This window comes from Hydrotalea flava, assembly GCF_001623405.1.
In the GTDB taxonomy this organism is placed as follows: Bacteria; Bacteroidota; Bacteroidia; order Chitinophagales; family Chitinophagaceae; genus Hydrotalea; species Hydrotalea flava.
Window position 1 is genome coordinate 14336 of sequence record NZ_LUHG01000035.1, and the last position, 22864, is coordinate 37199.

At 36.6% G+C, this 22864-nt stretch carries 22 protein-coding genes; 7 read left to right on the plus strand and 15 right to left on the minus strand.

The features are described from left to right. Positions 1-91: 91 nt before the first annotated feature. The 14 genes from A0F92_RS01490 to A0F92_RS01555 all read right to left on the minus strand — a co-directional run bounded on the left by A0F92_RS01490 (position 92) and on the right by A0F92_RS01555 (position 14863). Complete coding sequence (locus A0F92_RS01490) at positions 92-379, minus strand: cupin domain-containing protein (RefSeq protein WP_068240964.1); 288 nt, start codon at positions 377-379, stop codon at positions 92-94. Between the two features lie 65 nt (positions 380-444). Continuing rightward, entirely contained in the window at positions 445-1017 is a 573-nt protein-coding gene (locus A0F92_RS01495) for a c-type heme family protein (protein WP_068240965.1), read from the minus strand. After that, on the minus strand, positions 1007-1405 hold the full coding sequence (locus tag A0F92_RS01500; RefSeq protein ID WP_068240970.1) for a hypothetical protein: 399 nt from the start codon (positions 1403-1405) through the stop codon (positions 1007-1009). The genes A0F92_RS01495 and A0F92_RS01500 overlap by 11 nt, the downstream gene beginning before the upstream one ends. Continuing rightward, positions 1405-1995: a TetR/AcrR family transcriptional regulator gene (locus A0F92_RS01505; protein WP_068240972.1), complete on the minus strand. Its 591-nt coding sequence runs from the start codon at positions 1993-1995 to the stop codon at positions 1405-1407. Before A0F92_RS01505 ends, A0F92_RS01500 begins: the two co-directional genes overlap by 1 nt. A 26-nt stretch (positions 1996-2021) precedes the next feature. Further along, a complete protein-coding gene (locus A0F92_RS01510) occupies positions 2022-2411 on the minus strand; it encodes a hypothetical protein (RefSeq protein ID WP_253810038.1) in 390 nt (129 codons plus the stop codon). A gap of 407 nt (positions 2412-2818) precedes the next feature. Beyond that, positions 2819-3055, minus strand: coding sequence for a hypothetical protein (locus tag A0F92_RS15445; protein ID WP_167516725.1), 237 nt, complete (start codon positions 3053-3055; stop codon positions 2819-2821). Between the two features lie 317 nt (positions 3056-3372). Beyond that, positions 3373-4131: an SDR family NAD(P)-dependent oxidoreductase gene (locus tag A0F92_RS01520; protein ID WP_068240978.1), complete on the minus strand. Its 759-nt coding sequence runs from the start codon at positions 4129-4131 to the stop codon at positions 3373-3375. A gap of 60 nt (positions 4132-4191) precedes the next feature. Beyond that, on the minus strand, positions 4192-6864 hold the full coding sequence (locus A0F92_RS01525; protein ID WP_167516726.1) for a PKD domain-containing protein: 2673 nt from the start codon (positions 6862-6864) through the stop codon (positions 4192-4194). A gap of 102 nt (positions 6865-6966) precedes the next feature. Then, the gene (locus A0F92_RS01530) at positions 6967-9600 is read right to left on the minus strand and encodes a PKD domain-containing protein (RefSeq protein ID WP_167516727.1); all 2634 of its coding nucleotides are present in this window, start codon (positions 9598-9600) and stop codon (positions 6967-6969) included. A gap of 34 nt (positions 9601-9634) precedes the next feature. Next, on the minus strand, positions 9635-10468 hold the full coding sequence (locus tag A0F92_RS01535) for an alpha/beta fold hydrolase (RefSeq protein ID WP_068240986.1): 834 nt from the start codon (positions 10466-10468) through the stop codon (positions 9635-9637). Positions 10469-10472: 4 nt separating this feature from the next. After that, positions 10473-12050, minus strand: coding sequence for an apolipoprotein N-acyltransferase (gene lnt, locus A0F92_RS01540; protein WP_068240988.1), 1578 nt, complete (start codon positions 12048-12050; stop codon positions 10473-10475). A gap of 96 nt (positions 12051-12146) precedes the next feature. Next, positions 12147-12860: a hemerythrin domain-containing protein gene (locus A0F92_RS01545; protein ID WP_068240990.1), complete on the minus strand. Its 714-nt coding sequence runs from the start codon at positions 12858-12860 to the stop codon at positions 12147-12149. Between the two features lie 51 nt (positions 12861-12911). Further along, on the minus strand, positions 12912-14177 hold the full coding sequence (locus A0F92_RS01550; RefSeq protein WP_167516728.1) for a hypothetical protein: 1266 nt from the start codon (positions 14175-14177) through the stop codon (positions 12912-12914). 68 nt (positions 14178-14245) lie between these two features. Continuing rightward, on the minus strand, positions 14246-14863 hold the full coding sequence (locus A0F92_RS01555) for a Crp/Fnr family transcriptional regulator (RefSeq protein WP_253810040.1): 618 nt from the start codon (positions 14861-14863) through the stop codon (positions 14246-14248). Positions 14864-15355: 492 nt separating this feature from the next. On the opposite strand from A0F92_RS01555, the gene A0F92_RS01560 reads away from it, so the two are divergent. The 7 genes from A0F92_RS01560 (at position 15356) to A0F92_RS01590 (ending at position 22274) form a co-directional block, all read left to right on the plus strand. Beyond that, the gene (locus A0F92_RS01560; RefSeq protein WP_068240993.1) at positions 15356-15847 is read left to right on the plus strand and encodes a c-type cytochrome; all 492 of its coding nucleotides are present in this window, start codon (positions 15356-15358) and stop codon (positions 15845-15847) included. A 30-nt stretch (positions 15848-15877) separates the two neighbouring features. Then, positions 15878-17884: a Sec-dependent nitrous-oxide reductase gene (gene nosZ / locus A0F92_RS01565; RefSeq protein ID WP_068240996.1), complete on the plus strand. Its 2007-nt coding sequence runs from the start codon at positions 15878-15880 to the stop codon at positions 17882-17884. Between the two features lie 74 nt (positions 17885-17958). Beyond that, positions 17959-18993: a nitrous oxide reductase accessory protein NosL gene (locus A0F92_RS01570; protein ID WP_068240998.1), complete on the plus strand. Its 1035-nt coding sequence runs from the start codon at positions 17959-17961 to the stop codon at positions 18991-18993. Between the two features lie 56 nt (positions 18994-19049). Next, positions 19050-20291, plus strand: a complete 1242-nt coding sequence (locus tag A0F92_RS01575; protein WP_068241000.1) for a nitrous oxide reductase family maturation protein NosD — start codon at positions 19050-19052, stop codon at positions 20289-20291. Further along, on the plus strand, positions 20288-20998 hold the full coding sequence (locus A0F92_RS01580) for an ABC transporter ATP-binding protein (RefSeq protein ID WP_068241001.1): 711 nt from the start codon (positions 20288-20290) through the stop codon (positions 20996-20998). Before A0F92_RS01575 ends, A0F92_RS01580 begins: the two co-directional genes overlap by 4 nt. Positions 20999-21031: 33 nt before the next feature. Then, positions 21032-21799: an ABC transporter permease subunit gene (locus A0F92_RS01585; RefSeq protein WP_068241002.1), complete on the plus strand. Its 768-nt coding sequence runs from the start codon at positions 21032-21034 to the stop codon at positions 21797-21799. Positions 21800-21881: 82 nt separating this feature from the next. After that, positions 21882-22274: a group III truncated hemoglobin gene (locus tag A0F92_RS01590; protein WP_068241004.1), complete on the plus strand. Its 393-nt coding sequence runs from the start codon at positions 21882-21884 to the stop codon at positions 22272-22274. 124 nt (positions 22275-22398) lie between these two features. Here A0F92_RS01590 and A0F92_RS01595 read toward each other — a convergent pair. After that, on the minus strand, positions 22399-22864 hold a 466-nt coding region (locus A0F92_RS01595; RefSeq protein ID WP_253810043.1), incomplete at its 5' end, for an IMP dehydrogenase.

A 22864-nucleotide genomic window follows, 5' to 3' on the forward strand; every position in this document is an offset into this window, starting at 1 on the left:
TCATTCCGGTTGTTATTCAGGATTTTATTATGGCTCATTTCATAATTGTATCATTAAAGTGAATATTCACTAACATTTTGTTTAAAAAAATTTACTTTATCAGTAAGAAGCTGCTATCGTCCTTCGCAGTTACCCAATACTTCACCATGGGTTCAATTTTTATGAATTCGCCTGGCAATAAAATTTCTTTTACTCCTTTTTCATTTTCAAAAACTGCATTGCCTGAAATGTAAATCAAAACAGTAGGCACTTTGGTGATATGTTTTTTCAATTGGTGGTTTTGTAATATCTTCAAAGCAGTAGCAGTTCCTTCATTTCCTTTAAAGAATGGTATTGCGGTAACTGTTTTTTCATTGCTTAGTAAATCTTTTATTTTCATTTCATATAATTTTATTGTTTATTCATGGTGACCACCCATAAACCTCTTATTTTATTTGGGCCATTTCATGTTGCTGTATCAGCAAAGTATAGTTTATGGATTTCTTGCAGCGTTTTTGGATCAATATCTGTACCTTTTTTTCCATGGCACTGCATACACAAAGTATTCGTAACAATTGGATAGTAGCCCACTATTTGACCATTCAATTCAACAACTTTAGGTTGAGGTGTTATGCCATGCTTCATGTTTTCTTTCAACAATTCTATCTGTGCCCATTCATTTTCATTGGCCTTGTTAGCAGGATTTCTGTTTTTGTCTGAAACCCTTTTGAGTACAGTATGTAAAATTTTTGACATGCTATCTGTAATAGGGCATGCCTGCGTGTTACAAAACTGCATAGTATATACGGTACCTCCTTTATGTATGGATTCTTTCAAATTTTTGGCTAATGCCATCTGTGCTTCTGCTGCAATTTTTTTTCTAAGAGACGTATAATCGGTTTGACTTTCTGCCAGATTTACTTCTTTGTGTTTTTTAACCTTACTTTCTGAATTGCTTAGTTGCTTTTCATTGCTGTTATTATTGCAACTAAAAAGAAACATAATAGCTAATACCGGGAAAACAATTTTATTTCTCATATTGATTATTATTTGATATTTTAAAATATGCAATGGCTGTAAATACTACTGTTACCAAAATTTTAAAGATTATTGCCACGATGGTTTTTGTTTCGTAAATACCTCCTGCTTTGATATGTATCCATAATCCTATAAAAGCTATAAGCAAAATAAGAGCAGCAATCATTAATGGTTGTATAGTCCATTTTTTTGATTTCATAAATCTGTAAGCAGCAAATAAGTATAGCAGACTACTGATGAAATTTGCCCATACTACCAACAACACATAATTACCCTCCTTTGCTCTAATACCGAACAGATCAAATATTACGGAAGTGCTCAGGAATAAAGTAAGCAGCCCAAATGCGCTTAGTGCAATTACAAGTATATAGGAAAAATATTTTTTCATTACTTTTTAATTAAGGTAAGTATGGATTGTAACATATTATCGCCATTCCTTTTAATATCAAACTGAAAAGCTGCGATTCGCCATTTAAACATTTGCAGCCGAAAAGTACCCATTACAATGTGCATCAATTCTTCAGTAGTAATGGAATTCGTAAATAAGCCTTTTTGCTGCCCTTCTATTATAACCGGCATAAGATGTTTCATTTTTACCTGCATTATTTTAGAGATAGCTTCATTGATTGCTTCACTTTCTTCCATCAGCCCATCTGAAAATACTGCCACTACGAAGTGAGGATTTTTCTTGAAAAATAAAAACTGACTTTGAAACAACGCTATGAATTTTTCTTCAGGCTTTTGTGTTGATAGAATCACTTTGCTTAAACGTTCATCCATATTCTCCGCAAGATATTCAAGCATGGCAATGATGATTGCTTCCTTGCTGGCAAAATGGCGATAGATGGCACTTTCGGAAAATTGCATTTCCTTAGCCAGATTTTTAATGGTTAGTCCGCTTACACCGGAATTTGATAATATTCTGCCTGCAGCTTCTATGATTTCTTTTTGTCTGTCTGAAATTTTTTCTACTAACATTTTATACCGCTTTTATGATTTTCATTTTATAAAAAGAGATGCCAAGCCAAATTACAGAGGCTGTCATAGCAATAGCGCCTATTAATACCAAAGCCGGAGGCAAGCCCAGGTATTACTTCAGATAAAATACCAATTGGCATGAGCAATTCTGTTAAAGCAAGCCAGGAGATGGCTTTAACATTTTGAAGTTGTTTGCTAAAGTGGAGTAATAAATAACCGATAAGGATATTTAGGAACGCAAACAGATTGCCGTGAACATGGGCAAATCTTGTTTCAAAATGCTTTCCTATACTATATGAATTCACCCACTCTACTTTGCCCGGTGCGAAGTCCCTTAAATAAATCAAGAGAAAACTGTATGCCATAAAAAATCCCATTACAAAAAAATCAATGGCTATGTTATTTTTTTCGTTCATGATTTAAATTTTAGTTTGTGAATATTCACTCACAAAAATAATAAAAAATTTGAAATATCCAATTTTATTTTAAATGTGTAGCATGGGACTTTTGTGGGCAGGAAATATTTTCCTTACAGACCTGCTATTTGATTAGAATTCAGGTCATTAAATCATGACGTCATCAATAGATTGTAAAAAAAGCAGCAGATGTTATTTCAGTTGTAGATTGTTTTTATATAATTATATATGGGTAACAACAAAATGTAATCATCATTTTTATAGTAAGTCAGCTGATTTTACGATAAAAGCAATAAAAAAATGATTGAGCCTGAATTTTATTTGAAATAATAACGGTAAACATCCAAATGTTTATCAATTTTATCAAATGTACTTTTTGCCAAAGTAGAATCTGTAATGGAATTTAACTAGTTGCTTTCATTGATAAGTGGCTCTAACCAGTGGGACAGGGCTTCATGTTCCGGCCCCGACATTCTGCATTCCTGTATCATTTTGTTCAATCCATTCGTCAAATCTTTGCCTAGTATTTGATATTCTTTTAATGATGGGTTGGGTAATATTTTAAAATTGTCCGCAATATTTCGGAGGTCTCTTAAATTTCTATTGGTAATTGAATCAGCTTTCCATTTTGCACCATTATTCAAAGTAAGGTCGGGAATGTTTGTATGGTGTCGCTATTTGTTTTTGCCTGCTTAGCTGCATCATTCCCACTATTGCAAGCAATAAACAGAGTGGGTATTAAGAGTAATAAAAATGTATTTCTGAAATACCTTGAAAAGGTTACTATTTTAATCTTTTTCATAGTTTTTGTTTTAATTCAGATAAAGAATTGTGAAATAGTAATTGTTAAAATCTTATTAAAGCCACCTTAATATTTTTTAATCGAAAAATACTTTTTTAACCCTTCTGATTATTTATTTCAAAAATATTCATCATTAATATTTTGTATTAGAATACTTCGTTATTCTTTAAAAAAGATCGATGAATTAGCTTGTGCAGTGCTGGTTACAATTAATTCGTTGATGCAAACATGGGCAGGCAGCGTTGCACAATAATAAGTAATGTTGGCAATATCTTCCGCAAACAATGGTGTATAACCTTCGTAAACAGATTTTGCGGTGGTTTCATTTCCTTTAAAACGTACAATTGAAAATTCAGTTTCTGCGGCACCGGGATGTATGGCTGTAACTTTTATTTTATGTGGTAATAAATCAATGCGCATGGCTTTACTGAGTGCATCTACTGCATGTTTGCTGGCGCAATAACCATTTCCATTTACATATACTTCTTTACCTGCTATTGAACCAATGTTAATGATATGCCCTTTTTGTTGTGGTATCATAAATGGTAAAACGGCTTTGGTTACATACATCAATCCCTTTACGTTAGTATTCAACATAATTTCCCAATCATCAATATCGGCTTTGTCAAAGGGTTCTCTTCCTAAGGCCAATCCTGCATTGTTTACTAAAACTGCTATTCCTTTCCATTCTTCCGGAATATTTTCAATACATGTAAATACAGCATTCCTGTCTTGTACATCAAATACCAATGGTAATGTTTTAACACTATATTTTTGTTCTAATTCTTTGCTGATTTCTTCTAATCTTTCTTTTCTTCTACCTGTTAATATCAGGTTCCATTTGTTTTCGGCAAATAATTGTGCAATGGCTTTCCCAAACCCTGAAGTAGCTCCGGTAATGAGTATAATCTTCTTCATACTATAATGGTTTGAATTGATAATTTTAAACGCTGGAACAATGTAAAAGTGATTGCAAAATTACCTGATTAATATGACTGTGCCATTTTTTGAAATGGTATTGCCTAAATAATCCATTCCTTTTGCGATGAACACATAAGCCCCACTGGGTTGTGCAGTTCCATTCATGGTGCCATCCCATCCTGCATTGGGTTGTGAAGTGGTGTAAATTAGTTGCCCCCAACGGTTATAAATACTAAAAAAATCTAAACGACTTATTCCTAATAAGATTGGTCGCATAATATCGTTTTTACCATCGCCATTGGGTGTAAAGGCCTTGGGTACCAGTATATCAGGCCCTGAATTATATACTTTAACCATTAAACTGTTTTCCCCAAAACATCCGGAAGTAGAATCGGTAGCTCTTACCTTAAATCTAATTTCGTTAATGGGGCTTGTAATGGTTGCAATGGGATGAGCGCTTAGGGAATTATTGAGATATCCTGATGGTGTCCAATTATATCCAAAATGGCTGCTATCTGCTAATAAAGCCTGTAATTGCAGAGGTTGATTGAGTACTACTGAAGTATCATTTCCCACATTAATTTGTATGGGCTGTACCACTTTTACCAATACAGTATCTGTTACGGGTTTAATACAACCACTGTTATTTTGCCCGGTTAAAACATAATGGGTAGTTTGGTTAGGGCCTGCAATGGGTTGTAATGTATTGGCATTGAGCAGCGTGTTTATCGGCGACCAGCTAAAATTATCTGCATTGGTATTGCCACTTAATTGGGTGCGATTGCCAAAACAAATAATAGCATTGCCCGAAGCCTGAACGGTTGGGTACGGAAATACCTGTACGTTAACCGTATCATAAGCAGGGCATTTGCCTAAGTTGGCTTGCACATAATAAGTAGTATTAGTAAGTGGGGCTACTTTTGGATTCTTAACCGGCGCAATGGGTATACCGTTAATGCTCGTCCATTTATAACTGAGTGCATAACTTACAGGATTAAACTGTAAGGTATCGGTTTTGCAAATACTGGTATCGGGGCCGGCATTAATGGTAATGAACTGTAGTACATTTACCTGTATGGAATCTTTATTAATACAGCCATTATTATTTACAGTTACCACATAAGTTGCCGTGTCTTTTGGATGTACCTGTGGGTTCGGCGCAGTAGCATTGATAATACTACCCGGTGCCTGCATACTCGTCCATTGAAAACTACTGCCGGGGCTGTTGGCTATTAATGGTAAGGTATCTATACTACAAATCAGTGTATCATGAAAAGGTAAACTCAAGAAAGGTTTATCGGGAACGGTAATGGTTTTAGAAAGTGTATCGGTACAACCTTTAGAGCTGTATACGGTAAAGAATACAGTTTTAGTTCCTGTGGAAGCATAAGTGTATGTTGGATTTTGTTGGGAAGACGTATCTGATGTTGTGTTGGCATCTCCAAAGTTCCATTGCCAGCCGTTTATGATTCCATATTTGGTAGTACTTGCATCTTTAAACTGATAAGGATTTAAAATACAACTACCAGAAACAGAAAAATCGGCTTTGAATCCGGGAAAAACAGATACCTGAGCAGTTGCAGAATCTTCGCAACCGCCGGTTGCGGTTACTTTTAATTTCATTACAAAAGTTCCGGTATCTGAATAAGTATAAGTGGGTTTTGGACTTGTTGAAGTATCTTTCAACGGATTTTTTAAATCGCCAAATTTCCAGGCATACGACTGTATGTTTGGATTGGTACTCTCATTAAAAAAGTTAAATGTAAAATTGTTGCAGTTAATGTATTTCGGATTGAGGCTGGCGCCATTTACCGAACAATCGCCAATCGTTAATATAAAATCTTTTCGGTGATGGTCTAATAAAACGCTATTACGCCATTCTTCTACAATTACACATACCACATATTTTCCTGCCGGTGGTGCAATACCTGAAATTAAACCGGTGTGAACGTCAATAGTAACACCGCTACCCAATGGACTAAGCCCCGAGTAAGGTGCTATATAATTTACTAAAACGGGTTGTAAAGTGGGAATAAGGCTGGGATCAGGATCGGGATTAGTGCTTACAGTGTAATTACCGGGTGTACCGTCGTATGCCGGCGCAAATTTATAGGCCAATGAATCTCCATCAGGATCAGAAGCTGAGTAATTGAAAGTAAATCCTGTGTTTTTACATACAATGGTCGTATCACTAATGGTAAAAACAGGGCTGCTGTTGGTGCCTACAGGTAATTGCTGTGTGCCGGGAATTTCGGCAGTAAAGGTAGCGCCAACACTGCTGCCTGCTACATTTTGAACCACTGCTCTTGAATAACGAACCCATGAAAGGGTGTAACCGCCTGTATTAATCGGCAATTCAATGGTACTGCTATAGGTGCCTACCTGATAACAAGCCACCGGATTACCGGTTAAGCAGGGATTGATGCCTTGTGTGTTTTGAATTGTGGGTGGATTGCCAGCAAATTGCTGTGCCAGTTTGATAGAGGTAATATAGGTGGCAGTTGCTTTATCATAAATGCCAACCGTTACATTTTCTCCATTCAACGGTGCTGAATTTGCGGGAGCATTGCACTCTCTGAACAAACGCATGGTAATTAAATATTTAGCCGTGTTGGGTGAGGAGCCTGCACCCTGGTATAAATAGCTTAATTCTCCTGCTGCAATATGCACTGCATTGGCATGTTGTACCAAAAACATCAATAAAACACTTATTAGTAAAAATTTCCGCATGGCAACTTCCGCATCAGCTCTTTGGTGAATTGAATGAATGATGATTTTTCAAATGAATTATTGGATTTTTATACAAGATGAATGCACACTTTATTTTGCTGCTTATCTGATGAGTACCACTGTTCCCTTTTTATAAATTTTTTTACTTGTAAAATCTATTCCTTCTGCGGTATAAACATACGTACCTGCCGGCTGCATGCTGCCATTATAAGTGCCATCCCAACCTTCCCCAATTTGATGTGTGGTAAAAATAAGTTGCCCCCATCTATTATAAATGTTAAAATATCGTAAATCGGTTATACCAACGGGAATGGGTTTCAGTATATCATTTTTATTATCATGGTTGGGGGTAAAAGCAGTTGGTATAAAAATATCGGGGCCGGTTCTGAAAACCCGTACCCATAATTTATCAGTACCTGTACATCCTACGCTGTTTGTTGCAGTTACGGTGTATTGAATAGAATCGGCCATGGTGGTATTAAAAGTGGCAATAGGATTTGGAATGGTAGGGTTAGTTAAATAAGTAGCAGGGAGCCAGGTATATTGCACAATAATGCCGGTACTGTCTCCATCATAATTACTGGTGGCCAATAATTGCAAAGGTTGGTTTACTACTACGGCAGTATCATTTCCTGCATGCACTTTTACCGGTGTATACACTGTTACCAAAATAGTATCGGTAATGGGTTTAATGCAGCCTGTATCATACCGTACAGTCAATGTATACGGGGTTGTATTGCCCGGTGCCACAATAGGTTGTAGCGTATTGCCATTCAGCATATTTTTATTCGGGCTCCATTCAAATGCAGAGGCATTGGTGGTTGCATTTAATTGTGTTCGTCCTCCAAAACAAATACCTACATCGGGGCCTGCATTGGCTTGTGGATATGGGTCGGCAATAATACGGGTATAAGCCGTATCTCTACATTTACCTAAATTAGCGATGAGCCGATAGTTGGTAGAAGTAGTGGGTTGAAATAACGGGTTTTTTAATTTTGGGTTATCTATTCCTGTAGTGGGAAACCATTCATAGCCCAACGCTTCACTTACCGGATATAACCGAAACGTATCACTTAAACAAACCGTTGTATCGGGCACTACTTTTACGGAAATGGAATCTAATACTCGAACGCGAATACTATCTTTACTCACACAGCCATTGTTGTTTACTGTTACCTGATAAGTAGTAGTAATTTTGGGATAAACAAAAGGATTGGGTGCATTGGGATTAATGATGTTATAATTAGGTACCCAACTATAAGCGCCAATGCTGGCCGATTGCAGTTGAAGGGTATCAATACTGCAAATCAACGTATCGCGAAAAGGCAACTGCAATGGCGGATTACTATATATAATTACTGATTGTTTGGCAGTGTCAATACACCCTTTATCGCTTTGCGAAATAAGTGTAACATTTACCGTACCCGGCGCGGAGTAGGTATAGGAAGGGTTTTGTTGTTTAGAAGTAGCCGCATTTGAATTAGGATCCCCAAAATTCCATTGCCATTTACTAACGGTGCCATATTTAGCTGTACTCTTATCTGTAAATTGAAATGGCCTTAAATAACAATCACCCTGCACACTAAAATCAGCTTTGTAGCCTGGGTAAACCATTACAATGGTGCTATCGGTACCCACACAGGAATTGGGTCCGGTAACCGTTAAATGTGCCACAAAACGGCCAGTATCGAGGTAGGTGTATTGAAGGGTAGGTGTATTGGCTGAAAAGGATGGATTAGCGGGATCACCTACCGTCCAGTTATAAGAAAGAATAGATGATGAAGTAGATTGGTTTTCAAAATAAACCGTAAAATCTTTACAGTTTACAATACTGGAAGGTAGGTCTGCTTCAATAATATCGCAGGATTGTACTTTTAAAATAAAATCTTTTCGATGATAACCAATTTGTTGCCCATTTCTGAATTCAGCAATACAAACATTCACTACATATTGTCCGGCCGGAGGTGCAATACCACTAATAATGCCGGTAACAGGGTTAATGGTTACCTGATTGCCCAATGGCATAGTGCCACTATAGCCGCCGCCATAAGGTACAGGCGTTAAGGTTAAAAATTGCGGTGGTGCCTGATTTTGTCCGGTATTGGGTGCCGAATAAGCGTCGCAAAAAGAGTAACTTAACGAATCATTATCGGGGTCCACGGCACTGAAATCCAAATTGAATTTTTTATTGGCGCAAACCAATGTTGTATCTTTTATTTTGTATTCAGGGCTGCTATTGTGGCCAACGGGCAGAGTATTGGTACCCGGCAAAAAAGTTACATAATCGCTACCTACATTGTTATTGGTAAGGTTTGAGATATTATCAATACGGCAGCAACCCATTCTGGAAAGTGTATAACCGTTGGCATTAATCGGTAAATCAATTGTGTTGGTATATAATGCAATTTGATAACACACGCTTACATTGCCCACCAGACAGGGAAAATTAGCTGTATTTAACTGAATGGTGGTGATGCCACCTGTTAATGGCAGGCCCAATGATTTTACCAATGTGGTTCCATCATAAAATCCTACTATCACATTTTCAGATTGCAATAATGGCCCTGTTGAAGCACAGTCTCTAAACAAACGCAAAGTAACCTGATAGCTGTTGGTGCCGGGTGTTGTGCCGGGCCCTAAATATTTATAAAACAATTCACCACCGGCTACATGCCTGGCCCGTGCCAGATGTGCAACTGCCATCAATATTATAATTATCAATAAAATCTTTTTCAAACGGTATAAAGTTTTATGCTCTATTCACTGCTTCTTATGCATCGGCAAGCGTGTGATATACAGATTTTAAAAAACTGTTGATATGCTGATTTACTTTTTCTGTTTCCTCCCACATGCCCATGTGGCCTGTTTCAGGAAGAATATACACATAAGAACAGTTGGGCAAATGTGATTGTTGTAATACATCTTCTATAGGTGCAGCTTTATCTTCTGTACCCATAATAAACAAAACCGGACAATCTGCATTTTTTAAAACATTGGTTCTGTCTGGCCGCAAACGCATAGCTTCATAATATTGCTGACATGCCTGTGTATTGCTGTTTTTTGCCCGTTCTATTAACAGATCTATTTTTTCGGGATGTGCTGCCTTAAAACGTGCGGCAAATAAATTAGGGATGGTAGTTTTGATAAAAGCATAGGCACCATATTCTTCCATTACCCGGATGCCTTTTAAACGGTTTTCCTTTTTTTCGGCATTATCGGCAAATGCGGTAGAATGAATGAGCCCAAAACCCTTTAATAACTCAGGATACAAAGCCGCAAAAGCTAATGTAATATACCCGCCTAAACTATGCCCCAACATTACAAAATGGGTGATGTTTTCTTCCTCAATTATTTTTTTAATTGCCTGCGCATAATCTTCCATTTCAACAGCCTCTTTTCCTGTTTGCGGTTGTAACATATCGGCATTGCCCGTTCCGGGAATAGATGGTGTAATTACAGTAAAATTATTTTTTAAAAAAGCAACTTGTGCATTCCAAATAGATGCATCTTCTCCAAATCCATGCATTAAGAGTACCACAGGTCCGGCTCCAACTTTGTGATAGGCCAGTTTACCGTTTTTGTAGTTGCAATATCTTTCCATCATACCATTACCTTTTTATCTTCAATTGCCACCATTTGAACAATTGATATAAAATTACCAATAACGCTGTAAATGCCGCCAGTTTGTATAACCAATCGCCCCATTTTACATACAAGGTACTACCGGATGTAGCAGGAATAGGAATATTGAATTTAATTACCGCAGCTTTGTTGTAATCTGTTTGGGTTAAAATTTTGCCCGATGGGTCAATCACTGCACTAATTCCGGTATTGGCACTACGGGCTACAAATTTTCTGGTTTCGATAGCTCTTAAACGGGCATAGGCTAAATGCTGTAAATGACCGGGTGTATTGCCCCACCAACCATCATTGGTGATAATAGTTAATAAATTGGCGCCTTTTTTTACATATTCTGCCACATAAGCACCATATATACTTTCATAACAAATAATAGGTGCCATTTTGTAGGGATTGTTGGTTTCAGAAAAAACCACGGCAGCCGTATCGCGGCCATATCCACCAGTGGTTCCTCCAAATTTTTCAAAGACCGGGCCCATGAAATTTAAAAATGTAGGTAATGATTCTACACCGGGTACCAATTTACTTTTATTGTAAAACTGGTTAGGCCTACCTGCCTGTATGGCAACTGCACTGTTAAATGCATCGTAATATTGCCCATTGGGCATGGTATGTGCTGTGGGAGTAGCTTTTTCAAATCTGTACAAAACATAGCTTTCTAAACCGGTTAATAAAGTTATATTGGGGTGTTGCTGAATAAACTGAAATACCGGTTGATAAACAGGGCTATTATTCAATTCATTCTGAACCACCGGTTCGGGCAACGCAGTTTCGGGCCATATAAGCAATGTTGTTTGTTGATTCATGGCCGAATCTGATAAATGAATTAAACGCTCTATTTGTGTTTGGGTTGATAATGTTTCAAATTTTTGATAGGGGTCAATATTGGGTTGCACAATTACCACATTGGTACTCGTATTAGCTGCTTTTATGGTGGGGATAGATAGGTATCCAATCATAAACGGTAGCAGCAAAATGGCCAAAAAAATGCCTGCTAATGGTTTGGAAATGCGTTGACTGGTTTGGTGTTTTTGTAACAGTTGAAACAACAAAATATTGACCAATAGAATCCATAAAGTTCCACCGCTAACGCCGGTAACTGAATACCATTGCACCCAATTGGGATGGGTAGCAAACACATTGCCAAGCGTTAACCAGGGCCAGCTTAATTGCCAGTTTAAATGAATCCATTCAAACAGCATCCAGTAAACAATGAATGCAATGCTACCAAATAATGCACTGGTTTTAGAACGCAGTTTAAAATAGCCCCATAAAGGAACGCACATTAATATTGAATTGGCTATCATGGCAGCAATACTGCCTACATCGGTCGAGTTCCAAATCCACCAGGTGGTACCCACATTCCATATCAACAGGCTCAAAAATGCATAACCTATAAAACTACGGATTTTAGTGGTAGAAGCTGCTATCCAAAGCAAAGGCACAAAGGCAAAAAATATACAAAAGGTGAAGGGCGATACCGGCCAGGATGCTACCAACAGCAGGCCACTTGCAATACTTAAAAAAAACAGTTGACTCTTTTTCAAACAAAATATATTTTTTCGCTCGAAAGTTCGGTTTTTTTTTGAAAGTGCCTGTTTTTTTAAGTTAAGTGGTCATTATTTTTAGTTGTGGTTCGTGCGTCAGAGTAATGCAAGTTTTTTTGCTTTAGGAATCAATAGGTTGTTTTCAATTTGCAGGTGCTCCTCTAAATTTTGATACAAATCTTTTAATGCGATGAAACTGAGCTGAAAAGTTTTACAGGCTTGCGGAGGTGCAGTAAAATTTTGCGTAAGCGTTTTTATTTTTTCCATTAAATCATCAGAATGGTCATGTTCTTTTTCTAAGATGCGCAATAGTTTATCTAATTCTGACATGGTATTTTCCTGATTGTCTGTTGGTTGTTTTTTTTCCAAAGCTGTAATGGCCGGAAATAGCTTTGATTCTTCATAAATTAAATGTGCAGAAATCTCATCTTTCCACATCTCAAAAAAGAAAAACACATCTAATAAAAATGGAAATTTTTCACCATGTTTATTGGCTACTTTTTCTAATTGCCCCAATAACACGGGTAACTGTATTTTTAAATAGGCGTGGTAATTATTGAGAATATAATTGATAAGTTCTGTTAATGAAAGCTGGCTCAAATCGCTGCTGTTGTTATTTGGCTTGAATGCCAATACTTTTTGAATAGCATTTGCTATTACGGAAGCAGGTATTTGTTGGATAGCACAAACCTCAGCCAATGTTTTTTTGCTTAGATGACAATAATCAACATGAAATTTTTCCAGTACTGCACCTGTTGCCGGCGATTGTGCTACAATGGAAAAAAGTGGTTCTGACAAAATGTTTTCCATAGCTTTTTTTACAAAGCTACAACGGTAAGAAAGTACAAACTATGATTAAAGTCAGTATGTACGTTTGTTTTTAAAATTTAACCCAAAAATTCCGGCCATTAATACCAGCGCAGCAAAAAGCAATGCTTCATTCGTATATGGAACAGCGTGGTAAGATAAATCTGCAATTCCTTCTATCATCAATAGCAATTCATTGAGTAAAATACCGGCAATAAATACAATCATACCTTTTTTGATACCCGGAGTGAGTATGATTATTTCTGAAACCAAACAATGCGCAATAATGTACAAGGAAATTACCCCCAACAAAACCAAATGCAAATAGCCAATAACAATTGGCCTAAAGCCATAAGTTAAAGTGCTTAATGCAGGAATGGCTGAACCTAATTGCAACAACAACTTTATACTAAATGCAATGGCTACCGGAAATAATACAATTTTTGTAAACTGTGGCACCTGTGTTAAGAGTTGTTTTTTGTTTTGCAGTATAATTTGTATCATCATTATCCAGGCAATTACCTGGGCAAATGCAGCGGCTACCACCAGCCAATAAACGATGGTTGGAATGGGTATCCATGGTGCTGACAGAAAATAATCTGGTATACAGGAACCTGCAAAAAGATAAAATAACCATTTTAATTTTTCTGTATTCATGCCACTTTGCTCTAACAAATGATTCCATAAACCCAAACAGGCAAATAAAAACCATCCATTGTATTGAAAGTGTAGAAAAAAATATACAGAAGCCAAATAATTGTTCTGCTCAATATGTTGGGTAGCCATCATATAGGCTAAGGCAAAAACACCAATAGAAGAAAGTGCATTGAATAAAACCGCAGCTTTAAAATAGGCGTGTGTGGTACTATACCACTGAATTTTCTTTAAATCCTTCCAATATAAAACTGCAAAAACATAACTTACTATAATAGAAAGGGTAGAGAAAGTGATAGAAGCTGCAGCATACCCTTCAAAAGGGAAAGTAAACAACATGCCATAAGCAGCCATTAAATTAGCCCATAAAACCGGTTTGTATTTTTTAAAAGCATGCGGGTTTTGATGATGGGCTAAATATTGCACCAATAACGTCATTAATGCCATACTAACCCAGCCTGTAAATGCAAAATGCGAGTGGGCATGCAATAAATATTTTTGATTTACAACAGGCAGTGCGTAAGCAATCTTATACCGAAGCGTTACGCCGATGATGGCTACAATCAATAAGTTGAACAAACTAACGGATATCCATTTTTGTGCGGCATCTTTCATAGCGTTGCAAAGTAAAAACAGCATTTTGTGTGCCGATATGATTTCAATCATACCAAAGTATAAAATATTTTAAACATTCATGATTGTTGTAAATAAAATGTTTGTTTACAGGCACACTATCAGAAATATACTTTTCCTTTTGCTATGGCCAATTTTCCTTTATCCTGTAATTGGCGAATACTTCTGATAACCGTTTCTACGCGAAGGCCTGTCATATCGGCTATTTGCTGGCGTGTTAGTTGTACCATATTGCACTTGGGGCAAAAAAATTTTTTATTGTTTTTGAAATAAGTTAACAGGCTGCATATTTTTTCTTCTGGTTTGTTATTCGCCAGTTCTTTCGACATTAAGAATTTAAATCTTAATCTTTTGGCCAATAATTGCGAAAACATAAAATGAATCTCCGGTTCTTCTTTTATTAATTGGTGAAAATGATGTTTTTGTAATCTTAAAATAATACTTTCTTTATTCGAAACTGCAGTGGCAGCGTATGGTCCCTCATCAAATAACGGCAGTTCACCAATGGGTTCGCCGGGTTCAATCATATCCTGAATAAATTCTTTTCCTTCCTCATTGATATTGATCCATCTTACAGAACCTTCAACTAATTGATAATAAAAATGACATTCATCTCCTTCACGGAAAATCACTTCATTGGCTGCTGTTTTTTTGTAGGTAGCCCCAAAAGAAAGTAATAAGTCTGCATCTATCATGGCATTTTGATTCTGATGAAGCATAAAATTAGATGCCACAGAGTTTCCTGAACATGATATTAAGCAGTTGGGCACATGATTTTCGTCATGTTTTTTTGAAATGTTCAATCGAAGCATCTGCTGAAATATTGATGTACAAAGGGTTTTAATAAAAATCTGCAATTATCGTTTTTCCTGCAATTCGGGTTGATAAATGCAATATGATTCTACGCATAAAACGGTGCCATCACGCTTTGTAATCTTGTGTTGAAAAAAAATCATTATTGTCCGACAAAACTTAACTTAAAAATCGCTGTAATTCTTTGTTGTAAAGGATTACAGGCTAAAAAATGGTTGTTTCAAAATTGGAGGGGGTCTTCCCCCATCTTTTGAAATCGGCTGAAATATACTTCTGTAAAGGGTTTGAACCATTATTTTACAATTTTAGTCGGACAACAATGAAAAAAAATAAAAAGTTTGTTACATCCTGTTCTTTCAACACTTAACTAAACAATACAATTTAAATTTAAAATTAACATGAAAAAGCTGATTATTTTAAGCATTTTTGGATTATTGATGGTTGCCTGCAGCAATTCAGGCGAAAAAAATGAAACAACTGCAAATACTTCCGGCAGTGCTAGTGCTGCCACTTCAGAAACGGCTTCAAGTAGCAATCCATCTTACGATCCCAACAGGGGAGAGGGCAAATTCACCCATGTGGAGGTGAGTTCTACGCTTGATGCAGCGATGGCAGAAGCAGGCAATAAAGTGTACACCGTTAAATGCAGTGCCTGCCATAAACTAACCGATGAAAAGTTAGTTGGTCCCGGTTGGAAAGGTGTTACACAACGCCATACACCGGAGTGGATTATGAATTTTGTTACCAATACAGATGATATGCTAACAAAAGATCCCAAAGCACAAGCCATGCTTGAAATTTGTCTGGTACGTATGCCTAACCAACATTTAACCGATCAGGAAGCCAGAGAAGTGTATGAGTTTATGCGTAAAAATGATGGTGTAAAATAACTCAATTATCATTTATAAAATTTAACAAATATGAAAAAGAATAACTTTTTTAACTATGCATGGATATCTCTGCTTGTAATGGGCGGTCTTTTTTCCTGCAAACCCAAAAATGCCAGTGATGCCGTAAGTGGCGATGCTGCACAACGTGTATATGTAGCACCGGGAAAATACGATGAGGTTTACAACTTTGTATCCGGTGGTTTCAATGGCCAGTTAAGCGTTTACGGATTACCTTCGGGCCGCTTACTGAAAATTGTACCCATTTTTTCTGTTTTTCCTGAAAACGGATATGGTTATAGTGAAGAAACCAAACCCATGCTCAATACATCGCATGGTTTTGTACCTTGGGATGATCAGCACCATTTGGAATTATCGCAAACCAATGGCGAAATAGATGGTCGCTGGATTTTTGCCAATGCCAATAATACCCCTCGTGTAGCAAGAGTTGATTTAACTACATTCAAAACTGCTGAAATTTTGGAATTGCCCAATAGTGCAGGTAACCACTCCTCACCGTTTATTACAGAAAATACCGAGTATGTGGTAGCAGGTACCCGCTTTGCAGTACCGATGGATAATGATAATGGAGATGTGCCTATTAATTCATACCGTAAAAATTTTAAAGCATCCATTAGTTTTATTAGTGTAGATAAAAATTCCGGCAATATGAATCTGGCATTTCAATTGCAGCTACCTCCGGTTGATTTTGATTTGAGTCATGCCGGAAAAAATAAATCGCACGACTGGTTTTTCTTCTCTTGCTATAATACCGAGCAAGCCAATACACTATTAGAAGTGAATGCATCACAACGCGATAAAGATTTTATTCTGGCAGTAAACTGGAAAAAATTAGAAGAATATGCCAAACAAGGTAAAGGCAAAACAGAAGCAGTTCAATATGCACACAATGTGTATGATGAAAATAAACACATGGCCACTTCTACTATTGAAAAACAGGTATTGGTGTTGGATGCAAAAGATTTTAAAGATGTTTGTTATTTTATTCCCTGCCCCAAATCGCCACATGGTTGTGATGTGGATCCATCCGGTGAATATATTGTTGGCAGTGGAAAATTAGCCGCATTAATTCCAGTATTTAGTTTTAATAAAATTCAACAGGCTATTGCCAATAAAAAATTTATTGGTAATTATGATGGTATTCCTGTAATTGAATATGAAGCTGCATTGTATGGTGAAGTTAAAAAACCAGGTTTAGGCCCATTGCACACAGAGTTTGATGGAAGAGGTAATGCTATTACCACCATGTTTGTTTCTTCAGAAATTGTAAAATGGAATATTAAAGATTTAAAAGTAATTGACAGAGAACCTACTTATTACTCACCCGGCCACTTATGTATTCCAGGTGGCGATACCAAAAAACCAAATGGTAAATATGTAATTGTATATAATAAAATTACTAAAGACAGGTATTTGCCAACAGGTCCCGAACTGGCACAGGCAGCGCAGTTGTTTGATATTAGTGGAGATAAAATGAAATTACTACTCGATTTTCCTACCGTTGGTGAGCCACACTATGCACAAGCGGTAGCCGCTTCACTCATCAGAGATAAATCAGTAAAATATTTCGATATCAATAAAAATCAAAATCCTTATGTAACAAAAGGTGAAGCTGATTCAAAAGTGGTTCGTAATGGCAAGCGTGTAGATATTTATATCACGCAAATTCGTTCACATTTTTCACCCGATAATATTGAAGGTATAAAAGTGGGAGATGAGGTATACTGGCATGTTACCAACCTGGAGCAGGATTGGGATCTACCGCATGGTTTTGCCATTAAAGGTGTGCCTAATAATGCTGAATTACTGGTTATGCCCGGTGAAACACAAACCTATAAATGGAGTCCTGAAAAACCCGGTATATATCCATTTTATTGCACCGATTTTTGCAGCGCACTGCATCAGGAAATGCAGGGTTATGTAAGAGTTTCTCCTGCAAATAGCAACGTGCCTCTTACTTTTAGCACAGGTAAAAATATTCCTGATGCCGCAACGGCACCCCCTTTGCTCGATAAATAATCTTACCCCTATTCTAAAGCCAACTACCGGAATACATCACGATTCCGGTAGTTTATTTCTTTAAATTTTTTATCATGGCCAATCATTTCCATATCTCAAAAATTAGTCGTATTCTTCTGACAATAGGCGGTATTGCATTATTAATCGTAGTAAAAGTGCCCATGTGGCGTATCGATTTATCGGCACCACAATATCCGGAAGGATTAAGTATGTTTATTTATCCCAGTCATTTGGGCGGTAATATTGATATCATTAATGGTTTAAACCATTATATTGGAATGAAACATTTACGGACTGAAGATTTTTTTGAATTTTCTATACTGCCGGGTATTATAGTTGGTTTTGCTGTTTTATTTTTTATTGCTGCTTTTTTTGGAAAAAGATGGATGGTGCAAACATTGATTGTTTTGTTTGTATTATTTGGCATTGTTGCGATGTTTGATTTTTGGAGATGGGAATACAATTATGGCCACAACCTCAATCCGGAAGCGCCGATTATTGTGCCGGGGATGGCTTATCAACCACCATTCATTGGGTTTAAACAGTTGCTGAATTTTGGTGCGTATTCAATTCCCGCCTTGGGCGGATGGCTTTTTGTAGGCGTGGGTTTATTGTTGTTGGGTGTTAATATTAAAGAATGGATGGATGTAAAAAAAATAGCTAAAACACTTGGTCATCCTGCTGCCGTTATGGTTGTTGCAATGGCTTTTCTAATATTGTCATGTAATACAAAACCTGCCCCACTGATTGTTGGAACGGATAAGTGTAGTTATTGTAAAATGCCCTATAGTGATTATCGCTTTGGTGCTGAATTAATTACCCGAAAAGGAAAGATATATAAGTTTGATGATGTGCATTGTATTGTTACTTTTATGCATGATCATACCGCAGAAACCGAAAATGGGAAAATTTATTTTGTAAATTTTGAAAATGACCATCAACTCATTCCTGCTGAAAATACTGTTTTAATTAAGAGTGATCAATTGCATAGCCCCATGAATGGGGATATTGCTGCCTTCAACAATGTTGCTGATGCTAAACAGGCGCTTGAAAAATATACAGGTACTGTAATGGAATGGAATGAAATGATAGCTATTCCCAAACCTTGAAATATAGAAAGGCCAAAGCATGTTACCTGAATTTTCTTTGTAATATTTTGTAAAATATGAAATCTTTTTTATTGTGCATAGGCTTCATGTGTGGTGTGTATTGTATCCCCATTCATGCTGCAATCGTTTATGTTGGCAAGGGCCATGCATATGTTAGTATACAACAGGCTGTAACCGCAGCAAAAAATGGCGATACTGTTTGGGTAGCTCCAGGTATTTATAAAGAAAAAAATATTATCATCGAAAAGCCGCTCGTTTTATTGGGCGAAAATTATCCGGTTATTGATGGGGAACATACATACCAGATGATTTCAGTAAGGGCTAATGAGGTAACCATAAAAGGATTTAAATTAATACACTCCGGCACATCCAGCCTTATTGATATTGCCGGTATTAAAGTTTACGATGTAAAAAATATTAATATTGAAAATAATGTATTAGAAGATACCTTTTTTGGGATTTATTTACAGGGTGCTACTAATTGTATCATAAAAAATAATCGTTTAACTGCTTATGCCAAAACCGATCAGCAAAGTGGCAACGGTATTCATTGCTGGAAATGCGACAGCTTAAACATTATTGGTAATATGGTAACCGGCCATCGTGATGGTATTTATTTTGAATTTGTAACCAATTCGCTGATTTGGAAAAATCGGTCAATCAAAAATTCGAGATACGGGTTGCATTTTATGTTTTCGCACAATGATGCCTATATCGCCAATATATTTCAAAATAATAGTGCCGGTGTTTCTGTAATGTTTACACATGGGGTTAAGATGTTTAATAATGTATTTGAAGATAATTGGGGCGATGGCTGTTATGGTATTTTTTTAAAAGAAATTACCGATAGTCATATTTCCGGAAACACTTTTCTAAGGAATACCACTGCTATTTTTTTTGAAGGTGCCACCCGTGTGTTGGTTGAAAAAAATACATTCATAAAAAATGGATGGGCTGTTAAAATTCAGGCTAACAGTATTCAAAATACCATTACGCATAATAACTTTTTAGCCAACAGTTTCGACATTGCTACCAATGGCTCGTTGGTTGAAAATACTTTTAACAAAAATTATTGGGATAAATATGAAGGGTACGATTTGAATAAAGATGGTGTTGGCGATGTTCCCTATCATCCGGTAAGTATGTTTTCAATGATTGTTGCTGAAAATCCTACGGCAATGATTTTGTTTAGAAGTTTTATGGCCACACTATTCGATAAAACAGAGAAAATTTTACCCAGTTTAACGCCTGAAAATTTAGTGGACAAATTTCCATATATGAAACCTTTACGATTATGATTATTGCAACCAATGTTACTAAAAAATTCGGCAGGCTTACGGTATTAAACAATGTATCGGTAAACTGTAATAAAGGCGAATGCATTGCATTAATTGGCCCAAATGGCAGTGGTAAAACTACTTTAGTAAAAAGCATATTGGGTATGGTAGTTCCTGATAGTGGTTTTATAACATTTAACGGATTAAACATTTTACACAATTGGGAATATCGCAGGCATATTGGCTATATGCCTCAAATTGGCCGATATCCTGAAAATATGACTATCGGGCATGCTTTTGCGATGATGAAGGATATACGTAAAGCCGAACACCATGGGCCATTAGATGAAGAACTGTTGCATTCATTTGGATTACCCACCATTATGGAGAAACGAATGCGTACGCTTTCTGGGGGAACTACACAAAGGGTTAGTGCTGCCCTGGCTTTTTTATTTAATCCGGATGTATTAATTCTGGATGAGCCTACTGCAGGCTTAGACCCCATAGCTTCTGAAATATTGAAAGAAAAAATTGTAAAAGAAAAAGAGCGCGGCAAATTAATCATCATTACTTCTCATATTTTAAGTGAGCTGGATGATTTGGTTACACAGGTTATTTATATGCAAGACGGGAATTTGTTGTTTCACAAATCTTTGCAAAATCTACAAAAAGATACTGGTGAAGCAAAATTGTCAAGAGCCATTGCTTTTATTATGAAAAGTAAATAAGAAATATTTAATAATTGAAAGAACCATTTAACCATGATAAAAATTATAAAACATGTTATTGCAGATATTCTGCGTAATAAAATAGTGATTGCTTATACTATTTTTTTACTGGCTATTGGTATGAGTGTTTTTAATTTAGAAGATAATACAACCAAAGGCTTGTTGAGTTTATTGAATATTGTATTAATAGTGGTACCGTTGGTGTGTATTATTTTCTCAACCATTTATGTTTACAATAGTGCTGAATTTGTAGAGTTATTGGTTAGTCAGCCATTACAACGCAAACATATCTGGTTAAGTTTATTCAGTGGTATAGCACTGGCATTAACACTGGCATTTTTTATAGGTATTGGTATACCGGTTTTACTTTACTCTTTTACTGCTACCGGTTTAATATTGGTAGGGGTGGGTTTATTGTTAACTACCATATTTGTGGCCATTGCTTTATTGGCTGCGGTGCATACCCGCGATAAAGCCAAGGGTATTGGTATTGCAGTATTATTGTGGTTGTATTTCTCTTTATTATTTGATGGGTTGATTTTATTTATTTTATTTCAATTTTCCGATTATCCTTTAGAAAACTTAATGTTGGTTTTAAGTGCTTTGAATCCGGTGGATATGGGCAGAATATTAATTCTGCTCAAAATGGATGTTTCGGCGCTAATGGGTTACACCGGTGCTATTTTTCAGAATTTTTTTGGAACTACAACAGGTATTATATCCACTTTACTGGTGATGCTTTTGTGGATAGTATTGCCGATGGGTTTTTCTTTAAGAAAATTTAAGCGAAAGGATTTATAAAATGGGAGTTGCCGGGAAAATATGCACCGAAATTTTGAATAGCAAAACAAATCATTAATTGTATTGTTACTGATATTTTTTCATGAAAAAAGATATTGAAAATAGAAATGATATTGAACTGCTGGTCAATACTTTTTATGCAGCAGTAAAAAAGGATGCCCTGTTGTGGCCCTATTTTACTGCTTTATCGGAAGCACAATGGCAGAAACATTTGGAACGCCAATATTTATTTTGGGAAAATGCTTTGTTTTATACCGGTGGTTATTTAGGAAACCCATTGCAAAAGCATAGAAAAATTCATCAAAAAAAAATGATTGAAAACAAACATTTTAAGCGTTGGCTTGATTTATTTTTTTCAGTTACAGATAGTTTGTTTGAAGGTGAGAAAGCCGAATTAGCCAAGCAAAGAGCCTATAACATTGCCGTTGTAATGAAGCTGAAATTAGTTGTCCAAACAGGGGTTCATAAAAACTAACAAAAAATATTTTAAATAAGAAAGCCCCTTTTTTTAAAGAGGCTTTGATGCGTTGTTTTGTTGCAGTACAAGTGTGCGACGCAACAGAAGCATTATAGTAGTACCATTAGCCGGGTACATACAATTATTTTCTGCTATAGTTGGGTGCTTCCTTGGTAATATCAATATCGTGTGCATGGCTTTCCTTCATACCGGCATTGGTAATTTTGATGAAAGTGGCATTTTGTAAAGCTTTAATATTGGCTGCGCCGCAATAACCCATTCCCGCTCTTAAACCACCTGCAAACTGGTAAACAATTTCACTTAGATTGCCTTTATAAGCCACTCTCCCTTCAATACCTTCGGGTACAAATTTTTTAATATCATCTTCCACATCCTGAAAATAGCGGTCGCCGCTGCCCTGGCTCATGGCACCAAGACTGCCCATACCGCGGTATTCTTTAAATTTACGGCCTTCGTATATAATGGTATCGCCAGGGCTTTCTTCCACACCTGCAAATACACTGCCCATCATCACTGTATTGGCGCCGGCAGCCAGTGCTTTTACCATATCGCCGGTATAACGAATGCCTCCATCGGCAATACACGGT

Excerpts from the sequence above, each read along its gene's own strand:
- A0F92_RS01550 (WP_167516728.1), bottom strand. The coding sequence starts at position 14,177 with ATGATTGAAATCATATCGGCACACAAAATGCTGTTTTTACTTTGCAAC.
- A0F92_RS01520 (WP_068240978.1), bottom strand. The coding sequence starts at position 4,131 with ATGAAGAAGATTATACTCATTACCGGAGCTACTTCAGGGTTTGGGAAA.
- A0F92_RS01545 (WP_068240990.1), bottom strand. The coding sequence starts at position 12,860 with ATGGAAAACATTTTGTCAGAACCACTTTTTTCCATTGTAGCACAATCG.
- A0F92_RS01500 (WP_068240970.1), bottom strand. The coding sequence starts at position 1,405 with ATGAAAAAATATTTTTCCTATATACTTGTAATTGCACTAAGCGCATTT.
- A0F92_RS01575 (WP_068241000.1), top strand. The coding sequence starts at position 19,050 with ATGAAATCTTTTTTATTGTGCATAGGCTTCATGTGTGGTGTGTATTGT.
- A0F92_RS01585 (WP_068241002.1), top strand. The coding sequence starts at position 21,032 with ATGATAAAAATTATAAAACATGTTATTGCAGATATTCTGCGTAATAAA.
- A0F92_RS01590 (WP_068241004.1), top strand. The coding sequence starts at position 21,882 with ATGAAAAAAGATATTGAAAATAGAAATGATATTGAACTGCTGGTCAAT.
- A0F92_RS01555 (WP_253810040.1), bottom strand. The coding sequence starts at position 14,863 with ATGCTTCATCAGAATCAAAATGCCATGATAGATGCAGACTTATTACTT.
- A0F92_RS01570 (WP_068240998.1), top strand. The coding sequence starts at position 17,959 with ATGGCCAATCATTTCCATATCTCAAAAATTAGTCGTATTCTTCTGACA.
- A0F92_RS01510 (WP_253810038.1), bottom strand. The coding sequence starts at position 2,411 with ATGAACGAAAAAAATAACATAGCCATTGATTTTTTTGTAATGGGATTT.
- nosZ (WP_068240996.1), top strand. The coding sequence starts at position 15,878 with ATGAAAAAGAATAACTTTTTTAACTATGCATGGATATCTCTGCTTGTA.
- A0F92_RS01490 (WP_068240964.1), bottom strand. The coding sequence starts at position 379 with ATGAAAATAAAAGATTTACTAAGCAATGAAAAAACAGTTACCGCAATA.
- A0F92_RS01580 (WP_068241001.1), top strand. The coding sequence starts at position 20,288 with ATGATTATTGCAACCAATGTTACTAAAAAATTCGGCAGGCTTACGGTA.
- A0F92_RS01495 (WP_068240965.1), bottom strand. The coding sequence starts at position 1,017 with ATGAGAAATAAAATTGTTTTCCCGGTATTAGCTATTATGTTTCTTTTT.
- A0F92_RS01535 (WP_068240986.1), bottom strand. The coding sequence starts at position 10,468 with ATGATGGAAAGATATTGCAACTACAAAAACGGTAAACTGGCCTATCAC.
- A0F92_RS01505 (WP_068240972.1), bottom strand. The coding sequence starts at position 1,995 with ATGTTAGTAGAAAAAATTTCAGACAGACAAAAAGAAATCATAGAAGCT.
- A0F92_RS01525 (WP_167516726.1), bottom strand. The coding sequence starts at position 6,864 with ATGCGGAAATTTTTACTAATAAGTGTTTTATTGATGTTTTTGGTACAA.
- A0F92_RS01560 (WP_068240993.1), top strand. The coding sequence starts at position 15,356 with ATGAAAAAGCTGATTATTTTAAGCATTTTTGGATTATTGATGGTTGCC.